This window comes from Devosia naphthalenivorans (assembly GCF_003056355.1).
Taxonomy (GTDB): Bacteria; Pseudomonadota; Alphaproteobacteria; order Rhizobiales; family Devosiaceae; genus Devosia; species Devosia naphthalenivorans.
Map to the genome: position 1 here is coordinate 75,771 of NZ_PYVW01000011.1, position 19,781 is coordinate 95,551.

Sequence of the window (19,781 nt, forward strand, 5' to 3'; positions counted from 1 at the left end):
CGTGTCCCGACACGCCCACAGCTGGAAACCTGAGCTTGCGGGCGGAGCCGAAGCTCCGCCCTTGCGGCTCAGCCGAAAGCCGCCATCTGCAGTTCGGCGGCCTTGCGATCAACGGTCTGGCCCGGATTTTCGACGGCCCGCTCGAAGGGCTTCCAGCTCTCGCCGACGACGTGCTCGTAGGCCACGATAGCGCCCTCGGCCGCCATTCTGAGGGCGTGGGCCTGGACGCCCATATCGGCTGCGAACTCGCGCTTGCGCTGGGCGGCGCTGTCGAAGCCGACCGGACCACCCATGTCCTCGTCTCGGGCGTCATTGGCGGACTTGGCCGTTGCATCGCGGGCTTCGGTCACCGCTCGGCTGTAGAACTGACCGGCGCCATGGGCGGACCCCACATAGGCGCCGACGATGCGCTGCAGATGGATCTGCATGGCCCGTTCGCCCAGCCCTTCGCCGAGACTGTCGGCCGTTTCGATAATCATGCGCTCATGAAGCTCCCGGATACCGTCGCTGTCGAGAACGGGAAGGCCGAAGCTTTCCGAGATCATGGCGGCCTGATTGGCGTCCGGGCAGGCAAGCCGGACCATTTCGAGTGTGATGCCCTTGCGGAATTGGGCGGTCTTGGAGGAAGAAGCGGTGGTGCGAGTGGTCCTGGTCATGTGCGTGATCCTTTTGTCTGCGCCGAAGGCTTGGACCGGCCCCATGCCGGTCATCCCTTCGGGTGCGGTCCAAGAAAACCGGCGGGACAGCAGCGGCCTCAGGGTCCGGGGGCGACAGGGGCGAGCAGGCCAGGCTTGCGAACCAGCAGGGCGACAGCCCTCGCGCAGGGCGCGGGCCTGACGTGTCGAGACCGGCGACCCCGGCCGCATCGCGGCGCGCAGCGGCCTTGACGGCGACGCCTGCCGGTTTAGACCGCTCCACAAACCCGAGGGGATAACCGGCATGGGTGCTGACCGGAACGACTGCAATAGAAAAGGGTATCGAGCGGGACGGCACCGCCCCATCCAATCGTTCGCCGGATGCCGACCTGCAGCATCGCACGCGGTTTGCTCCGGCCGGCCCCAACCTCAATTGCGACATGAGGATTGGCATGCCGGCCCGCATCTACAATAGCGGCGTGCATGACCAGCGATGACGATGGAATATCTATGACGAGGGCAAGCGGCGAACGATGGCCCGCCCCGGAGGTTGCAGTAGCAGCGGTGGCCACGAACGACGTGGGCTACGCCTCCGGCAATGTGCAGGCCTATGGCGATACCGTGGTGCTAATCAACGCCCTCAAGGTCAAGGGCGCCGGGCAGGCCCTGAAACAGGGAACGGTCATCCGCTCGACCCGCCGCATCGGCAATCCCGAAGAGATCGACTACCGGCACGTCACCATCAGGGCCTGGTGCTGCGAACCGCGTTCGCCCGCAAACGGTAGGCGTCATCACGATCAGCCTGATGCCTTGATCCTGGCCCAGACGTCGGGGCGCCATTGCTCGATCAGTGCCTCGATCGCAGCACGATATTCGGTGGGTAGCTCGCAACATCCTGCCCGGCAAGCCAGGTGAACACCATGCCCATATCCGCGGCGATAGCGCTGTCGACACCGAACAGATCGGCAATGTCGAAGACGCCCAGACTATCCGCATTCCACCATGCCAGCAGGAAATTGGCGGCACGCCGGGATTGCCCCGTATCGCTCTGCGCCAGGTTCAGCAGTCGCTCGAATGCGGCGCGCGTCCAGTCATCCATTCGCGAAACCTCCATTGTTTCCAATATGACAGATTGCCAGCTGGTGGTGAACAGATATGGATCAGGCGGCGTGGGATGACCGCGGGCTTTGTGGCTCGCGCAGGATGGCAATCGCGTCATCCTGGTGTGCGAGCCGACGCGCAAGCGCATCTATTTCGGGCTGGCGCTCGGCGGTGAGCGCTTTTAGTTCGCCGCGATAGCGCTCGAGAAAGGTGTCCGGGTCTGGCGTCTTGCTACGCTGATAGGCGGTTCGTTTCGGCGCCAGTTTCGGGATCGGCCCGGTCATGCGGCGAACAATCTGCCGATCGATCAGATCGAGCTGGTGCTGGGTCTGGCGGCGCGCCTCCTCGAGTCGGAACAACCGGATCTGGATACTCGTGGGGGCGGTCACCGCGTCCTCCCATGCCAGCCGACAAAGCTGGATGGGCCGTCATAATCGGCATGGCGGTCGGGATCGATGACAAAACCGAAGCGTCCCATGTCATACTCGGCGGACGGCACCAGGAAGCGCCGTTCTGCCGTTCCCGGCCCACGCTTGCCGCCCGGAGTAGCAACAACCTCGACGAAGCCCTGTTGCTGGTCAGAGGTGATCGCGGAGACGACAATCCAGTCGGCGGCATGTTTCGCCTGAAAGGCGCGACGGTCTTTCGTTTGGGATTCGCCCGGAGCGAGAACGGTGCCAAAGATTGCTTCCCAGGCGTCGGGCCATGAATCCTTGATCGTGCGGTCCGCGTGCCAGCGCTCGAAGGTGGTGAACAGATGCGGGAAGCTCAGGGCGACGATCGCCCATTCGGCATCTTCTTCGTACCAGCCACTCCGAACCCGCAGCATGGCATGGACCATGGTGTTGCGTTCGGCCGACAGGTGAAAACCGCCGTGGCGGGCCGTCGAATGGCAGGTCACGCCGTCGCCATAGACCGTCGCCTCCTGCGAGGCCCCCCAAGGGGTATTGGCAGACGAACGGATATTCCGGCGACCGAGTACAGATTTTTCCTGCTGATGCACCGCGTTCTCCAAGACTTTGGCCCGGAAATCCGCGTCATCGGCAAGTTCGCCGGAATGGCCGTAGAAATCGTCGCGACGCCATTGCTCAAGCGGCCGGTCGATGCGCCAGCCGCTGGCCAGAAAATGCTGGCCGTCACGGGCAGGGACCATGGTGAAGGCATGATCGCCGACGCGCGCTACCAGCATACTGTCGGCGCTGCGACCAAACTCAACCCCCGGAATTCCGAGAGTTGAGTTGCTCGTCTCGATCGATGGAGCAAGCGCGCTCATGCTGCCGCCCTCCCCTCGACGACATCAGCCGCAACCACGTCGGTCGTGACCTCATCCAGAACGGCATTGGGATAACCATGGCGCGTCAGCCATTCCTCCGCTGCCGCGCGGTGGGAAGCGAGATGGACGAGTTCGGCATTCTTCCCTGCCCGATCGAATACGCGGACTGCGCCGATGGCGGGGCGCTCGGCGACGACAAATTTCAGGGCGCTGGTCACCGAGAACCTCCGAAACACCCGCCGCACGATAATGTCGCGGCTGCCATGATCGCCTTCGTGCAGCGTGATACTGGCGGGAATGATGGTGTTGCCAACACGCTGTTCGGCCTGCTTGCGGACCAGACGGCCGCCGCCATTGGTATTCTGCCACGTGGAGAGCTTCCTGCGATGGTGCTCCGGTGGGCGTGGCAGGCCGTCGGAATAGCGGATGACCGAGCCCAGTGGCGCCAGGTCGAAGATCAGATGAGCGGACATCTTGTCCTCCATTATACTCACGGTGAAACAAAGCCGCCGCCAACGGGATTGTCAGCGGCGGGATCAGTCGAAAAAATTGACGGGGTGCCTATTCGGCAGCGACGGCCCAGCTAGTGTCGTCATCGACTCCAATAGCGCCATGGTCAGCGGCATCGCGGGTGGTTTTGTCCGGCTGGATATCGGCAACGCCGGGCCCATCGTCCTCGGCTTCGGTCGGCTCGTACTTGGCGAGCCAGGTGCTCAGCATTGCCGGATCCGGCGCAAAACGCGCGGCCGAGTGCACGAAGCGCCCCTCCCTGAAATGCTCCACCAGGGCTGTGCGCGTGTCCTTGACCTTTTGCCGCGGCAGGACGGCAGCGTCCGTGCAGGCGGCTTCGAGCGCTGGGCGCGATAGACAGGACAGGAATTCCTCCGTCCCCATGTTCGGCAGGTGGCCGTCTGCGGCGATGACGTCCCCGGCGACCCGGGCAACAATGCCGCTGGCCGAACGGTTCTCACGGCACGACAAGACATCGACCAGTACTGACCTGGCAGCAATGCGCAGCGTGTCCATATCAAAGTCGAGTTTGCCCTGCTGATCGAACAGCAACGCCGCATGTTGCCCCAGGCTCGCGGCCCCATAATACGAGATATCGCGGGCGCCGGACGCCACGCTGACATTCTGTCCGGCAAAGGCCAGAACCAGCAACGCCATCAGCGTATCGTCCTCGATCGGCGCGTGGGACAGCGCCTCATGCAACGCGTCGGTGCGCAGGTCACCGATCATTTCGCCGCCCTTGCGCGTCACGTCCGGGCGCGGTTTGGTGGTGACGATGGGATCCTCACCATCGCTATCAACTGCGCCGGCAGCCCCCTTCGGCTTCTTGGCCGCCGGTAGCCGATAGGCCTGCGCCTGCACCCGGCCCTCGCGGTCAAGATACAGGGCGGTGTGGTCGGACTTGCTGGGCTTGCCATAGACGCGTTCAGCCTTGGGCGGCAGCTTGACCTCGCCATAGCTGCCGACCTCAGCAATGACCCCGCGCCTGGGCAGATTGTTGGTCATCCACTCCTGCTGCGCACCGAGAAAGGCCTCAACATCGGTGGTGTAGCGGCCGTCCTCGTCGGCCGGCGCGAACAGGTCCTCGACCCAGGCGATGCCGTAGGCCTGAGCCAGCTCGTCACCAAAGCTGGCATGCTTGGCATGCATGCGGGTCTTGGTTAGGCCCTGCGCCACACTCCACCAAGTCACCTGTCGATCATTCTTGGATGGCTTGTGCTTCTTCCAGACCTCTTTCTGCTCATCGAGCGGGGCCGACGCGATGGTGCGCAGCTGGCGCTCATCGGGCATATCACCTGTGGCCATGTGGTCGAGCATGACGGGCAGGACGTTGGCCAACAGGCGCAACTTCTTGATCTGGCGGACTGGCAACCCCAAAGCGCTGGCGATGGCCTCCTCGGTCCAACCGAGCGCTATGAGCCGGTCAATGGCGCGCCACTGATCGACGGGGTTGAGGTGCTCGTGGGCGAGCGTTTCTGCCAGCGACCGCATGGCGCCACCGTCCTTGGCCCGTTCGATCACCAAAACGGCGATCTCTTCGAGACCCGCGGCGATCGCCTGCTTCACCCGGCGATGCCCTGCATCGATAACGAAGCCGTTGCCGCCATCGGCTTCGAGAGCGACCACAGGCGGTTGCACAATGCCAACGGCCTTGATCGTGGCCAGCAGCAAGGCGTCAGCTTGCGGGCTGGAATTGCTGCGCCGGGCTTTGTCAGGATTGTCCTTGAGCGCGCGCGGATCGATAAACTTGAGTTCCATGGGGATGCTCCATTTCGGGTTGCGGACACCACCTATCGCGGGTCCTTTTCCGTCTTCCTTTCGAAGACCTCCCCCAGCCCGCTGAGCGGGCGGGCCGGTGCAACTGCTTGGCGAGTATCCCTGCCCGGCAGGCCTAGCGGGGCTTTCAGCCCTGCGCGGGACGACGCGGCCGGGATCGCGAGACGGACGGTTGAGCGTCAGCGTCGCCGGCTCGACCGATCAGCGAGCCGGTTCCTATGTTTTGTTTTGTCCCTCCCCTTCGTAGCCCTCTCCTCTTGAACCGCCACCATTAAGGTGGCATATGGAGACATGGAGAAGAAGCGTCCAACCTACGATCTCGAGGCCATAAAATTGGCGCTCGGGGCGGCCGAAACACTGGCGATGACCTCATCGGCACTGCGTGACGCACTCGCATTGGGTTTCGATCGGAATGGGGTGGCCGAGACGATCGAAGCGGTAGAAAGACACATGTTCGTCAAGTCGATGACGACCTTTGCCGACCACCGAGTCTGGCAGGACGTCTACTATGTTCCGGCTCGTGGCCTGGTGCTCTACGTGAAATTCCAAGCGGACGTCATCACAGAGTTTGTGGGGATGTCGTTCAAGGAGAAATGACAATGGCGGCATTGAGGAAAGAACTACCCGAGACGATGACCTCACCGGAAACCGGTGAGACGCTGTACCGGGATGTACGCGCATTCACCGTCACCTTTAAGGGTAAGAGCGCCACGGTCGAACTCCCCGGATACTACCCAACAGGTAGCAATGACGGCATCCATGTTGGCGACGATATGGCCGTTACCGATGCTGCGCTCAGGGCGCTCAAGGAAGAGATCGAAGGCATTCCCACGCCGGACACCATCCGGCGGGTCCGCAAAAAGCTAAAGCTCTCGCAGCGTGAGGCAGGAGGCCTGTTGAAAGTCGGCGAGAACGCTTTCGACAAATACGAGCGCGGGCTGATCGAACCGAGCGGCCCAACAAGCCAATTGCTACGCCTGCTTGACCAGCACCCCGAGCTGGTCAAAGACTTGCGCATGACGCGCAAGATGGCGTGACCCGCGGCCGAGACCGCATTGGTCTCAGCCGCGCTATGGGGGAGGCTGGCTCGTATGAGCAAGACACCTAAGCCGGCTCCGACTTTTGCATCGGAGGCCGAGGAGCGCGCTTTCTGGGAGGCCAACGACTCCAGCAAACATGTCGACTGGAGCCAGGCGGAGCGCACCCACCTGCCCAATCTCAAGCCGTCCTCGACCGCGATCTCGTTGCGGCTGCCCAATGGCCTGCTCGAACGGATCAAGACTTGGCTCGCCGAGAAAATCGACGCCTCTCGACATTGAGCGGCACCGGCTTCAGGCCGCAATTGCATCGTCAGGTGTTGTGAGGCCATCGTTGCCGGCGCTGGCGGCAAGCAGGGTTTCGATATCGGCCAGTTCACGGCGCTTATGGTCAAGGTCGGCGGCAAAGGCGAAGGTTTCGCCGATCCGGGACTTGTATGATGCCAGGCGCGGTCGGGCCTCATCACGCCGGCGTTTATGGCCATCCCGCTCTCCCTCGAGATCGCCCAACGCATGCTCCAGACGGGCGACAGCGCCAATCGGCGTCGTGGTGACCGGAAGTTCGACCTCGTCTTCGTAACCCGATCGCAACAGCATGGTGGCGTAGCGATAGCCGTCGCGCCCGAAGCGTTCGCCGGAATACTCGAGGTCGAACCCGCCGACCGAGCCGATCACCCTGCCGCCTTCCTGCTGGAGTTGCACCAGGGTAAGAATTTCCTTCATCAACGCACGGCCGGCAAGCTTGCGCTCGACAAACGCTGTGCCGATGACGTTCATGGCAAAAGCATCACCGGCCGTAGGCACCAGCCTTTCGATGTCCTGTCCGATTTCCCCAATCCGCCGCGTCGCCTGTACGATATCGCGTTCGGCATCGCGGATCTGGCGCCGAATGGCATGCTGGTCATCGAGATGCGCGGCGCGCAGCCGTTCCAGTCGGGCGATATCGGCTTCCAGACCTGCCTTCTGCATCAATCGCGGGTCGCCCGAGGCAATGGCCTTTGCCATGGCGAACTGGTTCGCCTGCCCTTCCCCCATATCCTCCAACCGGCGGACGGAGGTATCGCCGGACAGTGCCGCGGCGATGAACCGGGCCTTGCGCTCGTTGTTCTGCCACATCTGCGCGTCCATTGAGCCCTCCGTGGCATAAGCATAGATATCGACGACCTCATGCTGATTGCCCTGCCGTTGGATGCGGCCTTCACGCTGCTCGATCTGCGATGGCAACCAGGGCACGTCGAGATGATGCAGGGCCTTGAGGCGCAGCTGGGCATTGACTCCAGTGCCCATGGTTTCCGACGACCCGATCAGGAAGCGGACCTTGCCAGCCCTGACATCGCCGAACAGGCGCTGCTTGGCCTCGGACTTTTTGAAGTCCTGCATGAAGGCAATTTCTTCCGCGGGGACACCGCGGCGGACCAGTTCATTCCTGATCCAGCGATAGGCCGAGAACCCACGGCTCTTCTCGACATTGATCGTGCCAAGATCGGAGAAGATCATTTGCGCCGCGCCGGGCAGTTCGAACGGCTTGCCATCAGCGCGGCGATAACGGTTGTCCATGGTCTCCTGCCAGATGCGATGGGCGTTGGCGACGAGATCATTGAGCTTGTTCGCCGGCTCATCGTCATGGTCAACATCAACCAGGCGCAGGTCGATCGCGGCATGGCGGCCATCGGTGATGACCGAGAGCAGGATGTCGTCCCCCGGCTCGGGCGGACCCTCGCGCTGTTCGATGGCTTTGATACGGGCATCGAGCATCATCTGGTAGCGTTTGAAGGCAGCGGATGGTTTTGAGGTTCTGATCTGGCGGGCACCAGTAGCCAGCGAAGGGATCTTGACATAGGTCCGCAAATCCTCGGGCAGCACCACGTCCGCAAAAGAGCGGAACATGGCGATCAGCTCAGGGACGTTGACGAAGGTGGCGAAGCGCGTCACCGGCTTGTATTTGCCGGAAGGCTGCAGCTCGAGTTCGGTTGTGACATCGCCAAAGGTGCTGGCCCAGGCGTCAAACTCGTGCAGACCACGCTGCGCCAGCGCCTCATAGCCAAGATAGCGCTGTACCGAGAACATTTCGCCCAGCGTGTTGGTGATCGGGGTGCCCGACGCCAGCACCAGGGCCCGGCCGGGATTTTTGGTCTCGACGAAGCGGGATTTGACATAAAGGTCCCAGGCGCGCTGTGAGCCGTTCGGATCAACGCCCTTAAGGGTGCTCATATTGGTGGCGAAGCTGAGCTTGCGGAATTCCTGCGCTTCATCGACGATGATCTGGTCGATGCCGAGCTCTGAGATTGTGAGGAGGTCATCCTTGCGAGTCGCCAGCGCCTCAAGCCGCTCCTTGAGCCCTTCTTTCAGGCGTTCCAGCCGCTTACGCGACACCCGGTCATCGCTTTCGACCTTGGTCATCAGCGCTTCGTAGAGCTCCAGCTCGTCCTGGACCATCTGTTGCTCGAAGGCCGACGGCACAGCGATGAACCTGAAAGCCGAATGGGTGATGATGATCGCCTCCCAATTGGCCGTCGCGGCGCGGCTGAGGAAGCGGTGTCGCTTGTCCTTGGTAAAATTGGTCTCGTCGGCCACCAGAATCCTGGCCATCGGATAGAGTGCCAAAAACTCGCGCGCCGCCTGCGCCAGACAGTGCCCCGGCACCACCAGCATGGCCTTGGCGATCAACCCGAGACGCTTCTGCTCCATGACCGCCGCCGTCATGGTCATGGTTTTGCCGGCGCCTACGGCATGGGCAAGGTAGGTCGAGCCGGCCGAGATGATACGCCAGATACCGCGCTTCTGGTGCCCATACAGCGAAAAGGCGCCTGAGGCGCCCGGCAGTTGCAGATGATCGCCGTTGAATATTCGCGGGGCGATATTGTTGAAGCGGTCATTATAGAGCCGCGCCAGCCGGTCGGTACGATCGGGATCGGACCAGATCCAGCTCTGGAACGCCGTCTTGATCCTGGTGAGCTTCTCCTTGGCCGCTTCGGTATCGACGACATTGAGCACGCGCTTTTCGCTATCGCCCTCCTTGATGATGTCGAAAATCTGCGGCACGCGACTGTTCAGGGCATCTGCGATCAGCTCGCCGGCGTGGCGACGCTCGGTGCCCCATTCCGAGGTGCCGGCCGCCATCCAGCCCAGTTTCCTTGCCTCGACGGTCCAGGATGCCAGCTCCGGCATGTGGTGGATCTTGATTTCGGCACCCATCGTCTGCTGGACGAAGGCAACGACATCAGCGGCGGGGATCCACGGCGCGCCGAGGCGAGCGGTGATATCGGACGGGCGCAGGTCAGCGGGCTGCACCGCGACCAGCGCTCGGACATTGCGTTCGAAGTCGGGATCAAGGGCCGCCGCCGCTTCGGCAACCACCAGCTTGGAGCGTACGGCGCCGGAGAGATAGGCATCAGCGGTCTGCCATGATCCATCCGCGGGATCGCGGAAGATGGTGTCGCCCAGTTCGGCAATTACTGCATCGACGTCCCGATGCAGCAACTCGGCAATGTGATCGACATCAACGTGGCCGCGTTCGTTCAGCACCACAGCCAGCGCATCGGCGGGCGAGGTGATATCTGGCGCCGCGGGCGGCGCGATAACCCGTTCGGTGAAGATCGGCCCCGGCCGCGCGGTATTGGTTTCGAGGTCATAATCCTCAATGGAAGCAACCAGCCAGCAATCGGGATCATCGAGAAACGGCTGCAGGTTCGGCCGGCGATGGGTTTCGCGCACCTCTCCGGTGGCCTCGTCTTCGCTGGTGGCAACCGTGGTGAAGTTGATCGGACCGAACTCGCGCACGAAACTGGACCAGGCGATGCGCAGCTTGACCTGGGCCGGCTTCCACGGACGGTCCTGCTCCTGCGCCTTGAGTACCTCCCGCACCGCGTCCCGGATCGGGATCAGCTTGCGGATGATGCTTGTGTGTTTCTCCGGCACGCCATCGGACCCCCTGCCCTTCCGGACGGTGATGGTCACGGCCTGCCCCTCGATCCTTTGCATCAGCGCGGTATTCTGGCCAACGAAGTAACTGCCTTCCCGGGTGGCGATATCTGGAGCACCATCGGCCATCCCGCGCGCCGCCTCGGTGGCGTCGACCGTGATGATTTCGGGTTCTCCGTCATAAATTGCGGCCGGAAGAGCCTGTATGGCCTTGGCTAGGGCCGCGTCGAAATCGACGCCGGTGTGCGGCAGGCAGGTATAGGCGTCGCCAAATGGCCCTGACGTCAGGGCGTGGGTGCCCAGCACCAGATCGGGACGGGTGGCGAACCAGCGATTGACGCGGATGGCACTGTCCTCCGTCGTGGCGGGGTGAATTTCGGCAAGGTCGAGCCAGTCGGCATTGCCTTGAGCCTCACCGTCCCGGCGCTTGCGGAAAAACAAGATGTCCACCACCACGTCGGTGCCGGCATCGGCCCGAAAACTGCCCTCGGGGAGGCGGATCGCCACGATCAAATCGGCCATTGACGCGATATGCGCGCGGGCCCGCGCATCGGCCTTGTCCAATGTGCCGCTGGAGGTGACGAAGGCAGCGAGGCCCCCAGGCTTGAGCCGGTCGATGGCCTTGACGATGAAGTAGTCATGCAACCGAAACCCATGGGCGCGAAACGCGCGATCGCTGCGCACGACCCGGTCCGAGAACGGCGGATTACCGATCGCCAGATCGAACTGCGCCGGCAGCTCGGTGCGCGCAAAATCTGCCTTGAGGATATTGGCGCTGGGATGCAGCAGCTGCGCCATGCGGGCGGTAACGGGATCAATCTCAATCCCGGTGAAGTGCGAGACGTCACGGAATTGCTCGGGCATTAGCGCGGCAAACAGCCCGGTGCCGATACCGGGCTCGAGCACACGACCGCCGCGCCAGCCCAGGCGCTGCAATCCGGTCCAGATCGCCCGGATCATATATTCGGGGGTGAAATGCGCATATTGGGTGCAGCGCGCCAGCGAGGCGTAGTCACCGGCATCAACAATGGCTTCCAGCTCGGTACCGAGATCGTCCCAGCCGGCGCGGAATTGCCCTTCACCCGGACGACGGAAGATGCCGTTGGCCAGCTCAGATTCCCCGAACCCGGCAAACCGGATCAGCGCCGCCTGTTCCGCGACAGTCGCTGGACGGTGCTCGCCGGCGATCCTGGCCGCCAGCCGGATCGCCGCGAGATTGTCGCGGGCGCGGTCGCGCCATGATTTTGCAAGCCCGCGTACGCCGGACAGGCGGTAGTCCGCGCCACGCGCCATTGGTTGGCGCGGTGCCAGTGCGCGCTCCGCGACGGGAAGCGCCGGTGCAGGCAGAACAGGAGTGCCGTCATCGCCCCCGGCATCGTCGTCGAGAACCGCCGTGAACGCGGTCACGCCGAGACTGAACGGCTGCGCGGTGCCACCGAAGAGATTGAGAGTGAAGGGGTCGTCATACGCCATTGGGAGATTTCCTTAGGTTTTGGGGCGCGCAGCATCGTCCTGCCGGAACAGTGCCGGCAGGACTGGAATGCGCGGGTGGTGCGGATGGAGATTGAACGGCGCTCTGCGCGCGGATCAGGCTCGCTAAGGCAGGCTCAGCGTCGGATCGCGGTCAGCGTGATGCTGGCCTCGGCCGATCGAACGGTGAGGTGGGTGGCGCCCGCTGGGCCATTGATGGTGCGCAGGACGCCTTCTGCATCGAGGAACTGGATACCGTCATCTGCCCCAAAATGGCGGCGCTTATAATCCCACCAAGGCTCGCCGGCCGGGTGGCATTCTTCGGTATAGATGACGAGTGCACCGCGTCCCTCGGCGAGTTTTCCATTCGACATGATGTAGACACCCTGGTCGCCGACCAGCCAGAGCCCCGGCTGCTCGTCCTTGCCGGCCGCCAACCCATAATGAGGATTGCGGAATCCGGCATTGGCGGCAGCGTCAGCCATGCCACGCTCGATGACCTGGCGAACGGCCGGAATGGGAAAGGTGAACATCGCCATACCTCCCCGTCAGGCCGCGACCGGCTCGGCCAGGGACGCCAATCGCTGCAGCTGCTGCGGCGATAGATCCTCCAGCAGAGTCAGCACGGCCCCTTGTGCACCACCATTGATCAGGATGGTCTTGTCCCGATGCTGCTCCAGCCAGCCCTCTCCGGCATAGCCGCGATAGTCGGCCGGCGTGGTGCTCCAGATGTGGTCGAGCTGTTCGGCCCGCGTCATTGCCGGCTCGGGCTGGCGTTCCCGCGCGAGGATGATGTCGCGCAGGCGCTCAGCCGAGCCCTTGGCCAGCATGTCGCAATAGCCGTGGAAATAGCGGATGCGCCTGTTCATCCCGAGGGCCAAGAATACGCTGGTAATCGAGCCGCTCATGAACTCGCGCATGGCAAACATCTCGCCACGCATCCACAGCGGCGGCAGGATTTCGAACATATAGTCATACTCAGCTCGACCAATCTCGAACCATTCGCCGTCATAGAGACGGCCGGTATAGCGCGCCTTGCTCATCGGCGCCTGCGCATGGCGATCGAACAGGTGGAACATCTGTCGGCGCGTTGCGACGCCCTGGAAGATCTTGCGGAAGGAAGCGGGGGTGATCATGGCGGCTCCTGTCATCCATTGGCAACAAACGCGGCTCCCTCCTCCCGGTGGGACCATCATTTTTGCCTTCTCATCACCCCTCCACCACAGCCGCCTCGCCGGTCCGGCGGGTCAAGGGCCGCGCAAGCGGGCGCAGCTTTACCCTTGATGTGCCGGTCGGGTATGCGGCAGCAGCCCTCCTGCATTTTCATTTTTACTGCTTCAGGTTTTTTCCTGCAGCCAGCCGGCGCAACTGGTCGTTCCAGTCTTCGGCATCTGGCCGCAGCCGGGAGAAATGGCATTCCGCCTCATCCGCAACAGCGCGCAGACGATCAGCATAGATATCGCCCTGACGATTGGCGTCGGTCGCGGCGACCAGAGCGCAAGCGGGGCGGCGCACCAGGCCATCGATGGCTGCAGCGGTCGTTGGCGACCAGCCCCCACCGGTGCTGAGATAAAGCGTGTCCGACCGCTGCCCCTCCAGTGCCGCCAGGCTCATTGCATCAATCGCGGCCTCGGTGACGCAGATCCGCGAGGAGCCAACGGCGCCAAACCGAAACAGTGTCTTGGCGCCTCCGGTAGCAAAACCGCGCCAATCCGACCCGCGCTCTTCCCAGCCACACACCTGCCCAGCGGCATTGTTGTGCGCCGCCCACATGCTGCCAAGCGGCCCTTCGCGCAGAAGCTTCTGGTCGATGGCAAGCTGGATAGCGCCATCGGGAAGGCAGCGCTCAGCGCTGAGATAGCGCCAGGTCGGCGATCCCGGTCGCGGGCTATTACGAGCGTGCCAGCGGGTTTCGATCGGTGCCATCGGGCCGGCGCGAGCCGATCGCTCCCATCTCGGCGCAGCGGTCACAAAGCCAACGGCCTCGGAAACCAGATCAAGGGCCGCGACGAAGCCCGCAGCGCCGAGGTGTTCGGCCAGGCTGAAAACGTCGCCTTTGGCATCCGACAGCGGATCGAACCATCCCTTGCCATTGTGGATGACGATGATGATTTCCCCCTCGGCACGGCGATATTTTACCGCGCGAGGGGTGCTTTGCCTGAGATCAATTCTCCAGCCATCCCGCTCCAGCAGAGCGCCGCAGAACACCGTCCCGCGCAGCGCCTCAATATCTCTCTTGTCCATATTTTTTGCAGGTCCCGCCAGCGCGAGACCTATCCTTTTTCTTCGGTGTCCATTGCCCGACTTCTCCAGGCGCCAACCAAACGCCGCGAAGACCGAAGGGCGGCAAGGGCGCGACTGGCAACCCGGCAAAAATGAGAGGCTGGGCGCGGCGCAGCCTCCCTTGCGCCCTGACGGCGCAAGCGGCAGGTGCAACCGGGCTCAATGAGCCCGGCAACCACATTGGTGGGGATCATATTCATGAACGCTCGAGCCTTCGTCCCCATCATATTCGCGGGCTTCCATGACACCGAACTGACCGTCGATGCAGAAGAGGACAACGGGGACCATCATGTCCCGGGAGAGGTAAAAGGCGGCTTTGCGGGCGAGGTGATATCGTATGACATTGATGCGGTTCCCTGTCTTGAAGCAGGGACCATCCCCGCTCGACAGCGACCCGAAAGGCTGGTGGACCGGGCGCGATCACCGCGAAGACATTTGCCGCAGCGGCCGCATGCTCTGCATAACCGGACCCTTGATTGGTTGATCGGACAAGTCGGGCCGGAAGCCGGGGATAGAGCTGTGTTTGCGAGCGGGGCGGTCTCCCCGGGGACCGCCAGTCGTAAGATACGCCTGCTGGCTGGCGCCGACGTTGGACAGATCTCCCTATGCATGGGATTATGCGCCGTCATGGCACAGGCAGGGGTCGTTCAGGCAAAGGACCGGGGCGATCGGATTACTAGTTCGTGAGCTGCGGCACGCTTGCTTAACCCGGTACGCTGGGGTTGACCGAAAGGTCAGGACTGGAATTAGGCCGAAAAAGCGGAAATAGTGTACACGAGGAGAACCAAATCACGCGATCGACTATTGCCACGTAAGTGTCAAGTCGCCGCATCCTACCGGCTCAAAGCCGCTAAATTTTGAGGACGAGTGTTCTTGGTGTGGTTAGAGAGCGAACCGCCTCAACTATCTGGAATAAAATTCACCTGGATCGAGCAATGACCGACGAGCCCGCCACTATTGAAGACGATTTCATTGGGCTGACTACCGATATTGTGGCGGCCTATGTCAGCATAATTCTGTTGCGGCTGCTGATCTATCCAAGCTCATCGCCGATACCCATGCGGCATTACGCGGCTTGGGGGCCGCACCCAGTACCGAGGTAACGGAAAAACTTGCCCCCGCCGTGCCAATTGGAAAGTCGGTAACGCCGGATTTTCTGGTCTGTCTGGAAGATGGCAAGAAATTCAAATCGCTCAAGCGGCACCTGGCAACCCATCACCACGCTATGGGACACGATCATTTGCAAGTTCTCTGAATCGAAGTCGATCGACACTTAAGCTAGGATGGGCGATACGCTCTTCATAGACAGCCAGTGTATCTGAGCGCTTTTTCCAGATCCCGACGATTTCCGTGTTCATCAGCAATGCTGCCAATGTCAAAACATTTGTAATGAGTAAGCCACCCAACAGGGACCAATGAACGTGCTTCAGGTGGATTAGGTTACTGCCGCGCACAGGAACACTCCAAACTGGAAGTTACAGCATTTATGGTTATGGTTAACGAATCGGAAGCGGACCTCTCGGCCACCTTTGGTCTATGGAAGATTTGGCGAAATGCAGCGAGGATTGAATATTGGATGGCCAAATTGATGTGGCCAGCAAGGCACGATTTTGAAATGCAAATCGACGCATGGCCAATAGCATAGTGAGCCCTCCAGCGTATCGTCAGCGGCAGGTCCTCTGGATCGTGCTGTTGTTGAACGTGGCAATTGCGGTCGCTTTTTTTGCGACGGGGACCGCGGGCGATTCCAGCGCGCTGATAGCCAATGGCTTGGACAACACTTCTGACAGCTTAGTCTATGCAATAAGCCTGTTTGCCATGTCGCGCTCGGATAAATGGAAGAGGATCGTGGCCAACATATCGGGAGGATTACTTCTAGTTTTTGCTGCTGGCATTCTAATAGATGCGGTTCGGCGTTACTATCTTGGCTCCGAGCCACTGGGTCCGCTCATGACCTCCATGGCTCTCATCGCAGCGCTTGTGAATGGCACCTGCATATGGCTGCTGAAGCGTATCGAGGCGCCCGACGTGAATGTCCGGGCGGCCAATACCTTTAGCATCAATGACTTCATTTCGAACGGTGGGATACTGGTCGCGGGTGGTCTCGTCTGGTGGTTAGGGGGCAACTGGCCGGATCTCCTGGTTGGTGTTGCCGTCGCGGGTCTTGCGGCCTGGGGAGGAATTGAAATTCTGCGCGACGCGCATCGCGAACATCACAAAGCTGTGCACAGGGGCAAATGGAAGCAATAGAGGCGAGTTTTTGCCAATGGCGGGCGGTTCAGTTAAGGTGCTTCAGCAAACTCGGCAGTGCTTCGTGACTCGAACACATGTGACACGCTGGACTTGGCAGGTCACGGCCGGACGATGTTGCTGTGATGGAGATAGATTAATGGATTTACTTTCGGAAATCGTCCAAGGCATGTTGGTCATTGGGGCCGATGGCGTCCCGGTCGGCAAGGTTGCTTCTGTAGAAGAAGACCGTATTAAGCTCGAGATTGTTGGAGGCGGTTCGCATGGCGACCATAGCCACTATATCCCGGGTGGCCTTGTGGCGGCCATAGAGAACGATGTCGTCCGCCTATCTCCCACCGGCGCCAACGCTGTGCTGCTCGATGAGGAAAAGGATGGATCGTCTGCCGACTGACGTAAGCCCTTAAATTTTCGCCGAGAAGGAGTAGAGCCAACCAGAGAGGGGTGATGAAGGAGATGCCCGCGCATGACGGCCGAAATGATCGGCCAAGGGGGAGGCTGCATATTGTCCCGCTCCTTGGGAATGAGTTCGACATCTACCGACAGCTTTTGTGACGGACCGGGGATCACAACGGCCGACAAAGTCCAGGCTCCAAGATCAAGGGCGCTTCTATGTTCGAGCCTTGGCTGCTGCGGGGAAATCAACAAAATCAGCGGTGGCGCTGCCAGCATGGTGATGATCATGACGAGGGCGGCAATGGGCAGCCAGACCACGTGCCGCCACTTCGATCGCCGATTTCGGGGTGCGGCGCGTCTCATGGCTGGTTCTTCACCGTTCGCTCGGTGCGGTCCCATCCAAGCGATGAACCTATCAAGGCCGATACCAGAAACGAGGCGCCTACATTCCAGCCAGCCAAGCTCAGGCCAAGGAAACGGAACTGAACTTTGTCGCATGGAACAACGCGTGAATCATTCAGACTGGCTAGTGCATCGAAACTGAAATCCGAGCCGGTGCCCGTACAAGCGGTTGGACCGGCCCATAGCTGCCACTCTACACCCGCGTGATAGATGCCCATATAGGTTCCCCAGAGAAAGAGCGCCAGGGCACCAAGTCTCAATCCGAATCGAACAGCCCGCGGTGGCACAAGAATGCTCGCGAGCAGAAGTGGGATCCCCGCGTAATAGGGCACGCGTTGTGTCAAGCACAACTCACACGGTACCAAGCCTCCGAGCACTTCGGATGCCAAAGCACCTAAAATGGTGGCGGCCGCCAACCCCAACGCAGCGTACGCTGCATTTGTGTGTATGGAGATCACCTGCATTGCTGCACCGATGGCCAATAGCGTGCAACCTGCTCCCACTACCCAGGCGTTGGCGCGGATTTTACCGCCGTGCGCTGCAGCGCCAACGGGTGGTTGTCCGACGGGGATAATGCCCGGCGGCAGGACGAATTTCTGCATAGAAAGACCTCATCAAGCACAGCACGCGGGCACGTTATCGTTTCCGCTGTCGATGACTCATACCAAATCCCTTGAACCCTGACTCACCGGGGGATTCCCAAACGCGTTGTAGTCTGCTTCAGATTCGCAACCCAGGGAGGTTTGCGATGGCAGCGGCGATAGGGCTTCGGTTTGATTACAGTGCGGCGGGACTACGGACGCTGGCGCGCACGAGCCGGGTTGGCAACTATGTGCGACGCCTGCTGACGCTGGCGACGATTTATGAGGGGGGCACGCGGAGTGAGGCGGCGCGGGTGGGCGGTGTTGGTCTTCAGACCGTGCGGGACTGGGTATTGCGGTTCAACGCAGCTGGCCCCGATGGCTTGGTCGATGGTATTGCGCCGGGCGGCATTGCGTTGCTGGACGATGCCCAGCGCCGGGCCCTGGCGGCCATCGTGGCGAGCGGACCAATCCCGGCTGCACACGGGGTGGTGCGGTGGCGGCTGCTTGATCTGGCGCAGTGGGTCTGGGATGAGTTCAGGGTCTCGATCAGCAAGCAGACGCTGAGCCGGGAGTTGCGCGCCATGGGCTATCGCAAACTGTCGGCGCGACCCCGTCACCATGCGCAAGACGCCGATGCCATGCCGACGTTTAAAAAAACTTCCCCGCCGCAGTGGCAGCGATCCAGGCGAGGCTCCCTGGTGGCACACCCATAGAGCTGTGGTGGCAAGACGAAGCCCGGGTCGGCCAGAAGAACGGGATCACTCGACGCTGGGCCAGGCGCGGGACGCGACCATCGGCACCCAAGGATCAGCGGACCACCTCGGCCTACATCTACGGCGCGATCTGTCCGGCGCAGGGGAAAGGCGCCGGGCTCGTTCTGCCCCGCTGCAACAGCAAAGGCATGATGCTCCATCTAGCGGAAATCTCAGCCGCCGTGGCGCCCGGTGCCCATGCCGTGCTGCTGCTTGATCAAGCGGGATGGCACATCTCCGCCGCACTCGTGGTGCCCGTCAATATCACCTTGTTGCCGCTGCCCGCGAAATGCCCCGAACTCAATCCGGTCGAAAACGTCTGGCAGTTCATGCGCGACAACTGGCTCTCGAACCGAATCTTCAAATCCTATGAGGACATCCTCGATCACTGCTGCTTCGCTTGGAACCGCCTCATCGAGCAGCCATGGCGCATCATGTCGATCGGGTTGCGCAAATGGGCCCATGGGTGAGCGTCAGTGAGATTTGGTATCAGATGTGTCTAGGAGGTTGTTCGAGACTATGTGGCTGTGTGCCAACGCCGTTTAAAGACGCGGATATACCCCAGCGACGGCCTGATACTTCGCTTTGCGGCAGACTTGCTACCCGCAAGATGGGTAATTCATGCGCATGGTCAGCGCCAACGTGATGGCCAGCTTCGTGGGCGCCGACGTGGTCTTGACCTAGAGATGAGTCCGCGTCCTGAACAGCCCTAACCGCATGCTCGACGTGAGGTGTATGGCCCACGGCTTGCCAAAACGGCACGAGCGTCAAGCCTAGGTGCGAAATGTCAAGCGTGTATCAGAGCATGAGGTGCGTCGACGCATGCGGCTTCCGTAGATCGCAAGGGCTATTCCCCTCATCTACAAATGCTCATGGTTTATTAGGCGACGACGCCTATCGCCCAGGTATGGCCGCAGTGATCGCATTGCAAACCCCTCGTGGGTGAACACTAGGGAGGGCGGAACGCGTGGCACATGGCTCAACGCTGCTGCCGCCGCTCCTTCAGGTTTCCAATCTTACATCATAGGCCGCTGCCAGTGATTCAGTTGCCCCGATTTGGCGATCGCTGTGGCTTTCACCGAGCGCAAAATCCACGCAGCGCCTTACTGCGTCCTGGCGGCTGACATAACCCGCTTGGCTGGCGATCCACGCATCGATGCGGGCGACCATTTCAGATGTCATGCGTACAGTGATGCGCTCCTGCAAGGCGTTCTCCACTTCATGCGAGACCTTGCACTCTACCGACTAGCCCGCTGCAAACCACTGCTTTTTGTTCTCTCCACCCGCGGCAAAGTGTTCGCCAACGTAGCAAACCGCACACCGATGACCCTAACCTAGGTCCAATTAGGTGGGGGTCAGACCGGACTTTCATCCCGAATCTACGGTTTGAA

Annotated in this window: 21 protein-coding genes and 1 pseudogene; 10 read left to right on the plus strand and 12 right to left on the minus strand. The window is 61.5% G+C overall.

Translation table 11 applies throughout. From position 1 onward, the window contains the following. Positions 1-68: 68 nt before the first annotated feature. The gene (locus C8264_RS14145) at positions 69-656 is read right to left on the minus strand and encodes a hypothetical protein (RefSeq protein WP_108461688.1); all 588 of its coding nucleotides are present in this window, start codon (positions 654-656) and stop codon (positions 69-71) included. A gap of 287 nt (positions 657-943) precedes the next feature. On the opposite strand from C8264_RS14145, the gene C8264_RS14150 reads away from it, so the two are divergent. Continuing rightward, on the plus strand, positions 944-1,132 hold the full coding sequence (locus tag C8264_RS14150) for a hypothetical protein (RefSeq protein ID WP_108461625.1): 189 nt from the start codon (positions 944-946) through the stop codon (positions 1,130-1,132). Then, a pseudogene (locus tag C8264_RS14155) lies at positions 1,119-1,420 on the plus strand (PhnA domain-containing protein). The gene C8264_RS14150 and the pseudogene C8264_RS14155 overlap by 14 nt, the downstream one beginning before the upstream one ends. Before the next feature lie 62 nt (positions 1,421-1,482). On the opposite strand, the gene C8264_RS14160 reads toward C8264_RS14155, so the two are convergent. From C8264_RS14160 to C8264_RS14180, 5 genes are all read right to left on the minus strand, one after another. Then, complete coding sequence (locus tag C8264_RS14160) at positions 1,483-1,734, minus strand: DUF7673 family protein (protein WP_342748699.1); 252 nt, start codon at positions 1,732-1,734, stop codon at positions 1,483-1,485. Between the two features lie 61 nt (positions 1,735-1,795). Continuing rightward, a complete protein-coding gene (locus C8264_RS14165) occupies positions 1,796-2,125 on the minus strand; it encodes a hypothetical protein (RefSeq protein WP_108461626.1) in 330 nt (109 codons plus the stop codon). Next, positions 2,122-3,009, minus strand: a complete 888-nt coding sequence (locus C8264_RS14170) for a DUF7007 domain-containing protein (protein WP_108461627.1) — start codon at positions 3,007-3,009, stop codon at positions 2,122-2,124. Before C8264_RS14170 ends, C8264_RS14165 begins: the two co-directional genes overlap by 4 nt. Then, positions 3,006-3,482: a hypothetical protein gene (locus C8264_RS14175; protein ID WP_108461689.1), complete on the minus strand. Its 477-nt coding sequence runs from the start codon at positions 3,480-3,482 to the stop codon at positions 3,006-3,008. Before C8264_RS14175 ends, C8264_RS14170 begins: the two co-directional genes overlap by 4 nt. A gap of 88 nt (positions 3,483-3,570) precedes the next feature. Beyond that, a complete protein-coding gene (locus tag C8264_RS14180) occupies positions 3,571-5,277 on the minus strand; it encodes a ParB N-terminal domain-containing protein (RefSeq protein WP_108461628.1) in 1,707 nt (568 codons plus the stop codon). Positions 5,278-5,586: 309 nt separating this feature from the next. On the opposite strand from C8264_RS14180, the gene C8264_RS14185 reads away from it, so the two are divergent. The 3 genes from C8264_RS14185 to C8264_RS14195 are packed head-to-tail and all read left to right on the plus strand — an operon-like array spanning position 5,587 to position 6,614. Then, on the plus strand, positions 5,587-5,892 hold the full coding sequence (locus C8264_RS14185; RefSeq protein WP_108461629.1) for a type II toxin-antitoxin system MqsR family toxin: 306 nt from the start codon (positions 5,587-5,589) through the stop codon (positions 5,890-5,892). 2 nt (positions 5,893-5,894) lie between these two features. Beyond that, positions 5,895-6,332, plus strand: coding sequence for a type II toxin-antitoxin system MqsA family antitoxin (locus C8264_RS14190; protein WP_108461630.1), 438 nt, complete (start codon positions 5,895-5,897; stop codon positions 6,330-6,332). 54 nt (positions 6,333-6,386) lie between these two features. Beyond that, on the plus strand, positions 6,387-6,614 hold the full coding sequence (locus C8264_RS14195; protein ID WP_108461631.1) for a CopG family antitoxin: 228 nt from the start codon (positions 6,387-6,389) through the stop codon (positions 6,612-6,614). Between the two features lie 12 nt (positions 6,615-6,626). Here the strand turns inward: C8264_RS14195 and C8264_RS14200 are convergent, their stop codons facing one another. From C8264_RS14200 to C8264_RS14215, 4 genes are all read right to left on the minus strand, one after another. Then, positions 6,627-11,726 (minus strand): N-6 DNA methylase, encoded by a 5,100-nt coding sequence (locus C8264_RS14200; protein WP_108461632.1) that lies wholly within the window; start codon positions 11,724-11,726, stop codon positions 6,627-6,629. A 134-nt stretch (positions 11,727-11,860) separates the two neighbouring features. After that, entirely contained in the window at positions 11,861-12,256 is a 396-nt protein-coding gene (locus tag C8264_RS14205; RefSeq protein WP_108461633.1) for a DUF3085 domain-containing protein, read from the minus strand. Positions 12,257-12,271: 15 nt separating this feature from the next. Beyond that, positions 12,272-12,856: a DUF1419 domain-containing protein gene (locus C8264_RS14210; RefSeq protein ID WP_108461690.1), complete on the minus strand. Its 585-nt coding sequence runs from the start codon at positions 12,854-12,856 to the stop codon at positions 12,272-12,274. A gap of 196 nt (positions 12,857-13,052) precedes the next feature. Further along, the gene (locus C8264_RS14215) at positions 13,053-13,967 is read right to left on the minus strand and encodes a DUF3991 and toprim domain-containing protein (RefSeq protein WP_108461634.1); all 915 of its coding nucleotides are present in this window, start codon (positions 13,965-13,967) and stop codon (positions 13,053-13,055) included. A 974-nt stretch (positions 13,968-14,941) separates the two neighbouring features. On the opposite strand from C8264_RS14215, the gene C8264_RS22595 reads away from it, so the two are divergent. From C8264_RS22595 to C8264_RS14230, 4 genes are all read left to right on the plus strand, one after another. After that, positions 14,942-15,109, plus strand: coding sequence for a hypothetical protein (locus C8264_RS22595; protein ID WP_245893199.1), 168 nt, complete (start codon positions 14,942-14,944; stop codon positions 15,107-15,109). Beyond that, on the plus strand, positions 15,052-15,261 hold the full coding sequence (locus tag C8264_RS14220) for a MucR family transcriptional regulator (RefSeq protein WP_245893219.1): 210 nt from the start codon (positions 15,052-15,054) through the stop codon (positions 15,259-15,261). Before C8264_RS22595 ends, C8264_RS14220 begins: the two co-directional genes overlap by 58 nt. Positions 15,262-15,635: 374 nt before the next feature. Further along, positions 15,636-16,256 carry a cation efflux transmembrane domain-containing protein gene (locus C8264_RS14225; protein ID WP_108461635.1) on the plus strand — a complete coding sequence of 207 codons (621 nt, stop codon included), beginning with the start codon at positions 15,636-15,638 and terminating at the stop codon, positions 16,254-16,256. Between the two features lie 139 nt (positions 16,257-16,395). Then, positions 16,396-16,650 carry a DUF2171 domain-containing protein gene (locus C8264_RS14230; protein WP_108461636.1) on the plus strand — a complete coding sequence of 85 codons (255 nt, stop codon included), beginning with the start codon at positions 16,396-16,398 and terminating at the stop codon, positions 16,648-16,650. A gap of 361 nt (positions 16,651-17,011) precedes the next feature. On the opposite strand, the gene C8264_RS14235 is transcribed toward C8264_RS14230, so the two are convergent. Next, a complete protein-coding gene (locus C8264_RS14235) occupies positions 17,012-17,656 on the minus strand; it encodes a disulfide bond formation protein B (protein ID WP_245893201.1) in 645 nt (214 codons plus the stop codon). Between the two features lie 146 nt (positions 17,657-17,802). Between C8264_RS14235 and C8264_RS14240 the strand changes: the two genes are divergently transcribed. After that, a protein-coding gene (locus tag C8264_RS14240; protein ID WP_205245685.1) for an IS630 family transposase occupies positions 17,803-18,860 on the plus strand; the annotation gives its coding sequence in 2 pieces (ribosomal slippage) (positions 17,803-18,295 and positions 18,295-18,860; 1,059 coding nt in all). Positions 18,861-19,392: 532 nt separating this feature from the next. On the opposite strand, the gene C8264_RS14245 is transcribed toward C8264_RS14240, so the two are convergent. After that, a complete protein-coding gene (locus tag C8264_RS14245) occupies positions 19,393-19,596 on the minus strand; it encodes a ribbon-helix-helix domain-containing protein (protein ID WP_108461638.1) in 204 nt (67 codons plus the stop codon). Positions 19,597-19,781 lie beyond the last annotated feature (185 nt).